This is a genomic window from Rhizobium laguerreae, assembly GCF_019778565.1.
Classification (GTDB): domain Bacteria; phylum Pseudomonadota; class Alphaproteobacteria; order Rhizobiales; family Rhizobiaceae; genus Rhizobium; species Rhizobium laguerreae.
Map to the genome: position 1 here is coordinate 76963 of NZ_JAAXQT010000009.1, position 12041 is coordinate 89003.

At 60.0% G+C, this 12041-nt stretch carries 12 protein-coding genes; 1 reads left to right on the forward strand and 11 read right to left on the reverse strand.

Annotated elements, in window-relative coordinates:
• Positions 1-4 precede the first annotated feature (4 nt).
• From HFO71_RS25275 to HFO71_RS25305, 7 genes are all read right to left on the reverse strand, one after another.
• Positions 5-952, reverse strand: coding sequence for a 2-hydroxyacid dehydrogenase (locus HFO71_RS25275; protein WP_221984945.1), 948 nt, complete (start codon positions 950-952; stop codon positions 5-7).
• Complete coding sequence (locus tag HFO71_RS25280; RefSeq protein WP_132611530.1) at positions 949-2583, reverse strand: ABC transporter ATP-binding protein; 1635 nt, start codon at positions 2581-2583, stop codon at positions 949-951. Before HFO71_RS25280 ends, HFO71_RS25275 begins: the two co-directional genes overlap by 4 nt.
• On the reverse strand, positions 2576-3502 hold the full coding sequence (locus HFO71_RS25285; RefSeq protein ID WP_017996180.1) for an ABC transporter permease: 927 nt from the start codon (positions 3500-3502) through the stop codon (positions 2576-2578). Before HFO71_RS25285 ends, HFO71_RS25280 begins: the two co-directional genes overlap by 8 nt.
• 3 nt (positions 3503-3505) lie before the next feature.
• Positions 3506-4420, reverse strand: coding sequence for an ABC transporter permease (locus HFO71_RS25290; RefSeq protein ID WP_077980675.1), 915 nt, complete (start codon positions 4418-4420; stop codon positions 3506-3508).
• Positions 4421-4578: 158 nt separating this feature from the next.
• Positions 4579-5454 carry a DMT family transporter gene (locus HFO71_RS25295; protein WP_077980674.1) on the reverse strand — a complete coding sequence of 292 codons (876 nt, stop codon included), beginning with the start codon at positions 5452-5454 and terminating at the stop codon, positions 4579-4581.
• A 272-nt stretch (positions 5455-5726) separates the two neighbouring features.
• Entirely contained in the window at positions 5727-6008 is a 282-nt protein-coding gene (locus HFO71_RS25300) for a hypothetical protein (protein WP_025397396.1), read from the reverse strand.
• A 171-nt stretch (positions 6009-6179) separates the two neighbouring features.
• A complete protein-coding gene (locus HFO71_RS25305) occupies positions 6180-6644 on the reverse strand; it encodes an NUDIX hydrolase (RefSeq protein WP_131641133.1) in 465 nt (154 codons plus the stop codon).
• A 392-nt stretch (positions 6645-7036) separates the two neighbouring features.
• Here HFO71_RS25305 and HFO71_RS25310 point away from each other — a divergent pair, with 392 nt between their 5' ends.
• On the forward strand, positions 7037-7717 hold the full coding sequence (locus tag HFO71_RS25310) for a redoxin domain-containing protein (RefSeq protein ID WP_131641132.1): 681 nt from the start codon (positions 7037-7039) through the stop codon (positions 7715-7717).
• Between the two features lie 91 nt (positions 7718-7808).
• Here HFO71_RS25310 and HFO71_RS25315 read toward each other — a convergent pair whose 3' ends face one another.
• The 4 genes from HFO71_RS25315 to HFO71_RS25330 all read right to left on the reverse strand — a co-directional run bounded on the left by HFO71_RS25315 (position 7809) and on the right by HFO71_RS25330 (position 12039).
• Positions 7809-8879 carry an ABC transporter ATP-binding protein gene (locus HFO71_RS25315; RefSeq protein WP_131641187.1) on the reverse strand — a complete coding sequence of 357 codons (1071 nt, stop codon included), beginning with the start codon at positions 8877-8879 and terminating at the stop codon, positions 7809-7811.
• Between the two features lie 66 nt (positions 8880-8945).
• Positions 8946-10244, reverse strand: coding sequence for a D-tagatose-bisphosphate aldolase, class II, non-catalytic subunit (locus HFO71_RS25320; RefSeq protein WP_131641131.1), 1299 nt, complete (start codon positions 10242-10244; stop codon positions 8946-8948).
• Positions 10241-11194 (reverse strand): SIS domain-containing protein, encoded by a 954-nt coding sequence (locus HFO71_RS25325; protein WP_168285802.1) that lies wholly within the window; start codon positions 11192-11194, stop codon positions 10241-10243. The genes HFO71_RS25320 and HFO71_RS25325 overlap by 4 nt, the downstream gene beginning before the upstream one ends.
• Positions 11195-11205: 11 nt before the next feature.
• A complete protein-coding gene (locus HFO71_RS25330; RefSeq protein ID WP_221988603.1) occupies positions 11206-12039 on the reverse strand; it encodes a carbohydrate ABC transporter permease in 834 nt (277 codons plus the stop codon).
• Positions 12040-12041 lie beyond the last annotated feature (2 nt).

The following is a 12041-nucleotide window of genomic DNA, read 5'->3' on the forward strand; positions in this document are numbered from 1 at the left end:
GGAGTCAATTGACGGGCGTCAGCAGCGGCCTGCCTGCGAAGAAGGCTGCAAGGTTGTCGACCGTCAATTGCGCCATCCTGTCGCGCGTTTCCTCGGTACCGCTGGCATGGTGGGGATAGAGCACAACGTTGTCGAGCGCTGCGAAGCGCGGATCGGGATTGGGTTCGTTGAGGTAGACATCGATGCCGGCCGAGGCGATCCGCCTTTCCTGCAAGGCCTTGATCAAGGCCGGCTCATCGACCACGGTGCCGCGGGCAATGTTGATGAAGCTGCCCGTTGGCCCGAGCGCATTCAGCACGTCCGCCGAAATCAATCCTTCGGTGGCAGGCCCGCCAGGCGTCGCGACGATCAGGATATCGGCCCAGTCCGCCAGTTTTACCGGCGTGTCGAAATAGACAAAATCGTTGCCGGCTTTCTTCGTCCTGCCGTAATAGCCGACCGTCAGTCCGACAGCTTCGCATCGCTTGGCAATCGCCATCCCTATGCGGCCGAGGCCGACGATCCCGGCCTTCTTGCCCGACGTCGATGTCGTCAGCGGCATCATCCCTTTCTGACCCCAGTCGCCGGAGCGCACATAGCGATCGCCTTCCGGCAGGCGCCGGCGTGCCGCAAGCATCAGAAGCAGTGCCATGTCGGCAACGTCGTCGCACAGCACCTCGGATGTATTGGTGAGCTTGATGCCGCGCCGTGTCATCGCCTCGACGTCCATCTGGTCGTAGCCAGCCGAGGAACAGGCGGCAAGCTTTAATGCCGGCAATTTCGAAAGCAGGGCTTCGTCGATCGTCACATGGCCGTTGCAGACCAGCGCGGAAGAGATCGGGCCGGCTTGCTGCAAGAGAGCATCCCGCTCTTCGCCTTTGACCAGATCGAGCCGGTGCAGCGTGTAGGTCTCCTCCAGCATCGCCATCTGATGGGGCCGGAGCGGATAGGCGACGATAACATCGGGCTTCATGCGGAAACGAGTCCTTCCTGTCGTTGGCGGGCGGCGCGTCGGGTGGCCTGGATCTCAGGATCGGGATCGAGGCTCGCGGCAAGAAGCGCCTGCGTGTAGGGGTGGAAGGGCGCGTTGAAGATCTGCTCCACCGGACCCTCCTCGACAATCTCGCCGGCCTTCATGACGATGACGCGATCGGCGAAATCGCGAACCACCGGCAGGTCGTGTGCGATGAAGAGGTAGGACAGGCCGAATTCGCGACGCAGGCCCTCAAGCAAAGCGATCACCTGCGCCTGGATCGACACGTCGAGTGCCGAAACCGCCTCGTCGCAGATGATCAGTTTCGGCTCCATCGCCAGCGCCCGGGCAATCGCGATGCGCTGGCGCTGGCCGCCGGAAAACTGATGTGGATACCGGTCGGCCATATCCGGTTTCAGGCCAACCTTGACCAGCAACTCGGCCACTCTCTCCTTCCATCTCGCTTTCGGCAGGATATCCGGGTGAATGACCCAGGCCTCCGAAATCAACCGGAACACACTCATCCGCGGGTTCAGTGACTGGGTCGGGTCCTGAAAGACCATCTGCAAATCGCGACGCAGCCCGAATATTTCCCTCGGGGTCATCGCAAGCAGATCGTTGCCGCGGTAGAGAACCTGGCCCTCCTGCGGATCATCGAGGCGAACGATTGCCCGGGCAAGGGTTGACTTGCCGGAACCGCTCTCACCGACAACGGCAACCGTCTCGCCGGGCATAATGACGAAATCCACGCCCTTCAGCGCCTGGAATGCGCCAAAACTCTTTTTCAAGCCGATGGCGCGCAGCAGCGGTTCGCCCTGCCGGTCGCGCTCTTGCGCCATCGCACCCTTCCCCGGTGCGGCGGCTATCAGCTTCTTCGTGTAGGCGTTCTGCGGGTTGCGATAGACTTCGGCCGCATTGCCGGTTTCGACCACGCAGCCGGAATTCATCACCACGACCCGGTCGGCGATCTCGGCAACGACGCCCAGATCGTGAGTGATCAGCAACAGGCCCATGCCGGTTTCCTGCTGCAACTCCTGCAGAAGTTCGAGCACCTGCGCCTGTACCGTCACATCGAGCGCGGTGGTGGGTTCATCCGCGATCAGGATATCGGGCTTGCAGGCGATCGCCATGGCGATCATCAGGCGCTGCCGCTGGCCGCCGGAGAACTGGAATGGATACTTTCGCATCGCCGCCTGAGGATCGGTTATGCCGACGCGTCCGATCAATTCGAGCGCCCTCGCGCCGGCGCGCTCCGCCGACTGGCCATGCGTCGTCATCATCTCGGTGATTTGCCACCCGACCGGATAGACCGGATTGAGGTGGGCGAGCGGGTCCTGAAAGATCATGGCGATCTTGGCGCCGTTGATCGAGCGCCGCTCCTCGGGCGTCATTTTCAGCATGTCGCGCCCGTTGAGGAGAATGGCGCCGCTGGTGATCTTACCGGGCGGCATGTCGATCAGATTCATGACCGCCGAGGCCGACACGGATTTGCCTGAACCGCTTTCCCCAAGGATCGCCAGCGTCTCGCCGCGATCGAGATGCCAGCTGACATCCTGCACCGCCTTGACGGTCCCGCTGGCGGTGTGAAACTCGACCGAGAGGTCACGCACTTCCAACAGATGTTCAGCCATTTTTCCTGCCCCTCATTTCAAGGCGCCAGCGTTGCGTCGGATCGAGCGCGATGCGCAGCCAATTCGACAGAAGGTTCAGCGACAGCGTCGTCAGGATGATTGCAAGGCCCGGCCAGAAGGAAAGCCACCACGCATTGGTGAGATAGGGTCGTCCTTGAGCAACCATGAGACCCCAGGTGATCTCCGGCGCCTGAATGCCGATGCCCAGGAATGACAGGGAGGATTCCGCCAGCATGACGAAGGCGAAATCCAGCGTCGCAATGGTCACCAGTGTTGGGAAGATCACTGGCAGGATGTGATGGAAGACAATGCGCCAATACGATGCTCCCATGACCTTCGCCGCCTGCACGAACATCCGCTCGCGCACTTCCAGCACTTCGGCGCGCGTGGTGCGCAGATAGATGGGAATGCGGGTGATCGCCAGGACGAGGACGATGTTGGTGACCGAGGGCTCGAGCATGTAGAGCACGATCACCGCCAGAAGCAGCGACGGAAAGGACATGATGACGTCGCCGAGGCGCATGATCCATTGAGCAGCAGAAGAGCGGCTATAACCTGCCACCAGACCGAGCGCCGTACCGACGACGGATGATGCCAGCACGGCTGCTGCGGCCACCAGGATGGTATTTTGCGCCGCCACGATGACGCGTGCAAGAAGCGGCCTGCCCAGCGCATCGGCGCCGAGGACATAAAGCATTCCGCGGGTGATATCGAACGGCGGCGCGTTCCGGCCCCGCAGGTTCTGCTTGGTGGCGATGGCCTCCAGCAGGAGCGGGCCAAACAGCGCACAGAGCAGAACGATCAAGAGGAACAGAGCCGCGAAAAAAGCGAGCTTGTCCGCCCACAGCATCGTCAGCCAGCGCCCGATCGGGCCGCTTGGTTTTTTCTCGGCGAGGATTTGTGTGTCGGCCATCGTCATCGCTCAATACCGGATGCGTGGATCGAGCAGCGCATAGGCGATGTCGATCAACAGGTTCATGATGAAGATCGCCAGTGCCGAGACCATGATGACGGCCAGCACGACGGCGAAATCGCGAAGCAAAATGGAATCGATCATCAGCTTGCCGATGCCCGGAAAGCCAAAAACAGTCTCGACGACGACGGCACCGTTCAAGATGGCGGCCGCCTGGTCGCCGATGACGGTGATCACCGGCAGCATGGCGTTGCGCAGTCCGTGAATGAAGATGATTGATTTCGATCGGACCCCCTTGGCGCGGGCCGTCTTCACATAGGCGGAAGACAGAACACTGATCATCGAGCCGCGGACCACCTGCAGGATCAGGCCGAAAGGCCGGATGAACAGCACGCTGACCGGCAGGACCCAGTGCCAGAACGTTCCTGTTCCCGATGTCGGCAGGACATGCAGTTTGACAGCGAAAATGACGATCGCCACGATGGCCAGCCAGAAGTCCGGCGCCGCAGCGCCGATCAGCGAGAAGAAAGTGGCGAGACGGTCGAAGACGCCGCCGACACGAAACGCCGCGAGCGAACCGATGACGATAGCGGCGACCGTGACCAGCGCCATGGTGATGACAGCCAGCCAGAAGGTCCAGACGAAAGCCTCCAGCACGACATCCATGGCCGGACGGGCCTGTCGCAGTGACTGACCGAAATTGCCTTGGGCAAGATCCGAGACATAACGACCGAACTGGATGATCAACGGATCGTTGAAACCGTTCATCTCACGGAATTGCTGGCGCATTTCGGTGGTCGCATCGATCGGCAGATAGAGGTCGGTCGGATCGCCCGTCAGCCGGGACAGGAAGAACACGATGACGATAAGCACCACGAGCGATACGCCACTGGCGATCGCGCGTTTGCCGATGAAACTCTTCATGCACTCCTCCCGAGTGAACCCCATGGGGGTCGTGATGTCCGGTTTCGTCTTCGTCTGTGCTGCCTGTGATACCCCTCCGGCAACAGGCACAGCTCGACGACTAGTCGCTAGAACTGAAATATTAGTGCATCTAAAATTTTTGTGAACCCCAAAAATGATCAGGGCTTGTCAACCGGCGGCTTGCGTCGCCATGTCATGCCGCGCGTTCCGATAATGGCCGCGCCGATGATCACCGCCGCGCCGATCCACGTCTGTGCGGCCGGAACTTCCGAGAAAAATGAGAAGGCCATAAGGGCCACGACGGGCAGTCGGAGAAAGTCGAGCGGTGCCAGAACGCTTGCGGCCGCCATACCGAAGGCGCGCGTGATCAGTGTCATGTTGAGCGCGCCGAGTGCCCCTTGCAGGGCAAGCAGTCCGAGTTGGCTCCAGGTCGGCATTGACCAGACCGGCAGCATGATGATCAGGCCAAGCGGCACCGTCGCTATCAGATTCCATGCAACCAGCCGGTCGGCACTATCCCTCAACGCCATCCGCCGCAGCATCAATTGGCTGGCCGCCGTCAAGACCGCTCCTGCCAGCGCAAAAAGCAGCCATTGGTCGAAACCGGACGCTCCAGGGCGAATGATGATCATGACGCCGATAAAACCTGCGACAATGCCGGCCACGCTGGAGATGCCGACATGCTCCTTGAGCACCAGCCACGCGCCGAGAACGAGAAACATGGGCATGGTGAAATTGATCGCCGTGGCATCGGCGAGTGGCGCGTGCGCAAAGGCGACGAACAAAGCAACCAGTGAGGCAAGCTTCAGACCTGCACGCACGACATGCAGAACACGATAGGGAGAGGATTTCAGGTCGACCCGTGACACGATCCAGGGCGTGACGACAAGAAGCCCGAAAAACGACCGGAAAAAGCCGATCATCAAGGGATGCACGTCGCCGGCCAGCAAACGCACAATGACCGCGTCGAAACTATTTAAAAAAGCGGCAGCCACCATCAAGCAGACGGCAAGGCCTGTGCGACCAGGCTGCATTACGCTGCTCCTGACCGAACAAAGGTGAACCCTGCTATATCGGCCACTCGACACGGTAGCGCATTGAACCGGCAATCCATTGGAAATAAAGCCTTCCCTGGCGTGTTTGCAATTCTCCCGCTGCCGCGGTTTGCCGCAGCGGAGACCACTCGTTCTCGCCAGGGGCCGGCGGCATCCGCTATTCCCCGGTACGGATCAACGGCTTTATCTCAATCCTTCAGCCTCCGTCACACTGACAGAGCGCATTGCTGACGGGAGCGCCTCGCTCACTGTTAGTGGATCATTCCGTTCGTCTTCGCCCGGTTCGAGAACTGGTGGACGAGCATGATGCCCTGCTCAAGGAGCAACTCGGCCGCCTGCAGATCGCGGGGCGTCATGTCCCCGGATAGACCGCGAATCGTATTGGCGACGCAGATGGAGTTGGCGACGAAGCGGGTGTCGCCCTCACCTTCCGCCTCCTCGGCCGTTGCTTCCAAGGCATCGGCGACGGTGTCGAGCAGGCTCGAGCGTTCGACAAGCGTCATGTCGTTCAGGGTTTTGGAAATGCCGTTCATGATTGTCTCCTCGCGCGTGCTCAAGGCGGATCGCAGCTCGATTTCTCGATTTCAGTCATATGGCGGTGACTGTCAGATAGGATGGCTGTCTTCAGAAGCAACTCATGGCTGCCGCGCACGTCATGCATGGGTGCAGCGAAATGGCGCGGCTCAATCAATAATTCGAGCCTATCATTCCAGATGTGTCAGGAGGTCGGCAAGCATCGATCGCTGCCCTTTCAACAGCTTTATGGCTGCGTCGGGAGGGGAAAACCACCCCGCCCGATCGACTTCAGGAAAGCTCTTTACCTGGCCCGACCGTGGTGGCCATTCCATTTCGAATTGGCAACTTTGTATCGCATTCACGTCGAGTATCGGATCGGCTTCGATCGCCCACGCGACGACTATCTTTCCGCCGGGTTGTCGGTATTCGCCCAACGGTGTGAACCTGCCATCGACTGCTACACTCAGCTCTTCGGCCGTCTCCCTTATTGCCGCCGCAAGCTCATCTTCTCCAGGTTCGACCAGCCCCTTCGGGATCGACCACGCAGCCTCGTCTTTCCCAGCCCAAAAAGGGCCGCCCGGATGGACGAGAAGCACTTCGATGTCGCTGGAAACACGCCGGTATAGCAGAAGTCCGGCGCTGCGGATTGCCATCGCCTTGTGCCCTTCATTTGTCGATCAGGAGGCCAAGCATTCCTCACAGATGCCGCAGCCGTCATCGTCCATCCACTGACGCCGGCGCTTACAGCAAAGGCAAGCACGACTATCGGGTTGTTCCTTTGTGTCTTCCGGTGGAATGATCTCGATCGTCATGTCGATTAGAGTGTCGGCCACAAGCTCCGCCATCTCGTTGCTCCATCAGTCTATTCTAAATAAGATAGGAGCGGCGATCGATACCGGCAAGGCTCTCGACGCCGGTCGGAAGGCCAAATGGCATGCCGAACCACATTCGGCGATCTCAGCATCGAACGCTGGGCCTTCTTGCGACAAGTGATATAGTTAAATTTCGGTCGTCTACCTGGACGATACGACAAAGGAACTATTCCATGGAAGACCAGAAACGCCCGCTGCAACCAGGAGAAACCGCCCCCGCCTTCGCGCTCGCCACGGCCAACTTCGACGGAACCGTCTCTTTCGCCGATTTGAGCGGTCGCCCGTTCGTGATCGGGTTCTTTCGCGGGTTGCACTGCCCGTTCTGCCGGCGCCAGGTCGAACAGCTTGCTGGCATACAGCCCACCCTGCGCGCCGCCGGAGTGGAGACCGTGGCCGTTATCAACACACCGGTAGAACGCGCTCGCCTGTATTTCCGCCACCGTCCGACGCCAGTAACGCTGCTATGCGATCCCGACTGCCACACACATCGGGCCTATGGTGTGCCCCATGCTGAGTTCCTGCCCGATGGGAGCAGCAAGCAGCCCGAATGGCCTTATAGCGCGACGATGGCGCAGTTCCAGGCGGCGCGCATCAACCCCACGGGCGAGTTGCCGGAATTGCTACAACCCATGGAAGCCAATACTATACTCAACGCCAAGGACCGCTTCGAGCTTGATGAAGCCGATATGGCGATCTTGGCGAACCACGCTACCCAGCTCGTCGGGCACTTCCTGGTCAATGCGAACGGCACCATCGCCTGGTCGCAAATCGAGGCGCTGGACGGGCCGAACGGTCTTGGCATCTTCCCGACTGCGGCGGAGATAATCGCCGCCGCCGGCAGCCTTGAACGCTGACTTTCAACGAACCATTGGCCAGCGTTGGCGAACTCTCCGACCTGTCATCAGTTTGACCTCCGCGTTCCGCCATCCCGAGAAAATAGTCACGTTAGACAGACTTCAACCGTTGCTCGGTTTTTGCGTCGAACAGATGCAGTTTACTGAGATCCGGGGCAATGACGATCCGGTCGCCGGCGCGGAGATCAAGGCGCTCCCTTACCGTCGCAACAAGATGATCCTCACCAAACTTCGTGGTGACCTGGATCTCAGCGCCGGTGGGCTCGACGAGAACGACCTCAACGGCAACGGGACCTTGTCCGATTGTGAGATGCTCAGGGCGAATGCCGTAGATAAGCTGTGCACCGCGTTCCAATGACGCTGCTTCGGGCAGTGGCAGCCTACCTCCGCCGTCCGCGATCAACTCCAGCGGCCCTGAAGTGCTGACCTGGCCTCGAATAAGGTTCATCGCCGGCGAACCGATGAAGCCCGCAACGAAGAGGTTTGCCGGCCGGTCGTAGAGATCGAGTGGCGAGCCTATCTGCTCGACGAAGCCGTCCCGCATCACAACAATCCGATCGGCCATCGTCATGGCCTCGATCTGATCGTGGGTGACGTAAATGGTCGTTGTCTTCAGTCGCTGGTGCAGTTGCTTGATTTCCGAACGCATCTGCACACGCAGCTTCGCGTCCAGGTTCGACAATGGTTCGTCAAACAGGAAGACCTGCGGATTTCTAACGATGGCACGGCCCATCGCCACACGTTGACGTTGGCCACCCGACAGGTTTTTCGGATATCTGTCGAGCAGATGCCCGAGCCCCAGAATTTCAGCGGCCTCCCGAACACGTTGCCTGGTCTGTTCCTTTGGGGCTTTCGCCAGCTTCAGCGAAAAACCCATATTCGCCTCGACTGTCAGATGGGGGTAGAGCGCGTAGGATTGGAAAACCATCGCGATATCGCGTTCTTTTGGCGCGACATTGTTCACGACCTTGCTGCCGATCGATATCCGGCCGGCTGAAATCTCTTCGAGGCCGGCGATCATCCGCAACAATGTCGACTTCCCGCACCCGGACGGACCGACCAGGATCACGAATTCTCCGTCTTGGATATCAATATCCACTCCATGCAGAACTTCGAAGTGACCGTAGCTCTTGCGGGCATTCGCCACATTTACTGACGCCATAACTTTCTCCGGCTGAATGTTGGTATCTTCGGGACGCAGCCGCTCGTCTGACACGGCGTCGATTGCTCATCGGCTTGCCGTGGCGGCTGAATAAGGCGCCAGTACCGCGTCGATCGCAGCAAGGCAGAGTTCGCGGGCCTTCGGAGCGACCCGCTTTGAAACCACGTCGGAATAGAGTCGGCCGAGATATTGGCTGATCAGAGTTTCGGGAATTTCATCGGGGAGCCGGCTGAACAATTCGCCGACCGCGGCGGATGCGCGGGGATCCGGCCAGTAATAGCGAATTCGATCACTATAGCTGAAATGCCGTTGCAGTCGCTGCTCATCGGGACTGCCGCCATAATGGGCCGCCCAGCTTGCCGGTTGTTCGACCATGATTTTTTCCATGGTCCTCACCAGTCCGGCTCGTGGCGTCCTCCCTGTAAGCACGTCAGCAATCGCATCGAGGCCGTACAGCGCTTCGCGCAGCGCGAAAGTCAGCCCTGGTCCGACCTTGAGGATCGCAAAGCCGCCGTCGACGAGAGCAGATAGCGCTTCGGCCGGCTGGTAGTCGGTGGAATGTGCTTCGAAAACCAAGCCCGGCATGTCGTCCAGCGAACGAATGAGGCTCGTGGCCCGTTCAGGCTTGTAGAGCGCCACGTCGGTGTTGCCAAATTCCACGCCCGGCTGAACCACGATCCCAATGACCCGCTCCATCGCCGGCGCCAAACCTGCTTCGGCAAACGACGCCTTGTGAACCGCCAGCGTTTTCATCGCCGCATAGGCCCGGGTAATTTCGATGTCTTCGAGTGCGTGCGTTGCACCACCTGGAGGCGGCACCTCGGTTCCGATGATATAGACCGGCGGAGGGCGGCCTGAACGAAGAGCGGCCTCCTCAGCGGCCTTTGCCAATCGAGCGGCCCGCGCCGCGGTCAATTCGTCATCGAGCGCCGCTGGTTCACCGGCACAGCCCATCGACGCGTCCAGGTGAATCTTTTCGAACCCTGCCTCGACATAGGCCGTCACCATAGCCGCGGCGCGCAGCATTGCCTCCTCGGCCGCCAGTTTTCTCCAGGGGTTGGGGCCGAGGTGATCGCCTCCGAGGATGATGCGTTCGGCTGGAAAGTCAGCCGCTGCGGCGATGTCCTCGATGAACCGGCGAAAGTCCGCCGGCGTCATCGCGGTATAGCCGCCCTCCTGATTGACCTGATTGCAGGTGGCTTCGATGAGGACCGCCCGGTGCTCCATGCCGGCACGCCGAAGGGCTGCCTCGATGACCAGCGGATGCGCCGAGCAGACCGAAGTGACGCCATGGGGAAAAGGCAGGTTTCGGGCACCGAAAAGCTTTCGCAGCGCGGTCTGGCGGTTTTCTTCGATCGACGTCATGCGAGCGTTACAACCTTCGTCAGGTGACGAGGAGAGACCGTGTCGATTTGCCGGGCCTGCGCGGCGCGTTCGCCGAGGACCTGCAGCGCCGGAAGGACAACGAGGCCCGCAAGCGACAGATCGACATCGACGGCGAGTTCCAGATCGCCTGGACCACCCACACCGACGACGACCGCGCCTTTTTCTCTCAGTTCTCCCACCAGTTTCGTCTCCGCCTCCCTCTGGTCGGAGCTGTACAGCATGACCGCAACCGTCTTTGCGTCAACGAGGCTGACCGGCCCATGACGGTATTCCAGCGGGTGGAAGGCCTGGGTCATGATCTGGCTCATTTCCATGAGCTTGAGCGCTCCCTCCAGGGCGATGCCGAAGAGCGGCCCGCCACCGAGAAAGACGAAGTGCGACCGGTCGGCGATAATTCCAGGAAGCGCCGCATCGAGAGCGCTCGCGAGCTGGCGGGCGGAATTCACGACAGAGGCAGGAACCTTCTGCCCGATCATCTGCAAACCGAGAAGGACCATGAGGCTAGCCGATACCGTCATGACGATACCTTCGTCCGGATGGGTTTCGGCCGCGATCATCCGATCGCAATTTTTCGCGAGAGAGCTTTCCGGTTCGACGGTTATCGCCGTCACGAAGGCGCCGGCGGCGCGGCTTGCCTTTGCCGCGGCGACTGTCTCCGTCGTCTCGCCGCTTCGGGAAAGCGCAACGACGTGTGTGTTGCGCCACTCCGGCCAGAAGGCCGAGGGCCGGTTTTGCCATTCCGCACCAGGGACCGCGATTGCCTTGCGTCCGGCCATATTGGCATAGGCTGCCAGCGAGAGTGCAAGATTGAAGGAGGTGCCGCAACCGACGAAGACCAGCAGCTCCGCGCGGTCGTCGGCTGAATTCAATCCAATGGCCTTCTCCCAATAGGGAAATTGCTCGAAAATGACTTTTTCGGTCGTGTTCATGAAGTCTCCGATTATTTGACGGAACCAGCCAGAAGGCCGCTGACGAGGTAACGGTTGAGGAAAATGACGACGAGGGCGGGGATGACGATGGCGATCGAGCCGCTCGCGGTGATGAGGCCGTAGTCGATGAAGTTCTTCGTTACGAATTCCGGAATCAGAACCGTTAGCGGCTTCGTCGCCTGCGGCGAAAAAATGAGCGGTACGAGATACTGTCCCCAGGCGCCCAGAAACGTAAGGATTGCCGCTGCCGTCAGACCCGGTCCGGCCAACGGCAGGACGATGTTGAAGAAGATGTAGAGCCGGCCCGCTCCGTCGAGTTGCGCCGCTTCCTCCAGTGCGATCGGAAGAGCTTCGAACACGCTCCGCAACAGCCAGAGCGACAGAGGCAGGAAGGCCGAGACATAGATCAGCGAAACACCCAGATAGGTATCGACGAGATGCAGCTTGATCATGATCTGATAGAGCGGGATCAAGACAGCGTAGGCGGGAATGGCCAGCGTCGCGACAACGGCGACAAAAAGCGCTTTGCGGCCAGGAAACTGAAGCCTGGTGAACCCGTACGCCCCCAGAGAAGATATCGCGACACAAAGCAGCGTGGCGGCGATCGATGTCACCACGCTATTCAGCAACGCGGCCCGGAACTGTTTGAACACCTCCACACCTCCGATCCGCGCAATATTGATGCCAAGCAGCCGCGAGTAGTGATCGAGCGTAAAGTGCTGCGGAAAGAAGTTGATTGGTCGGGTTGAAAAGTCTTCGCTGGGCGTTACCGAACTTGCGATGGTCCAGTAGATCGGCCCCAGAGACCAGATCAACAGGACGACGACACCTGTCCAAATCATCATTC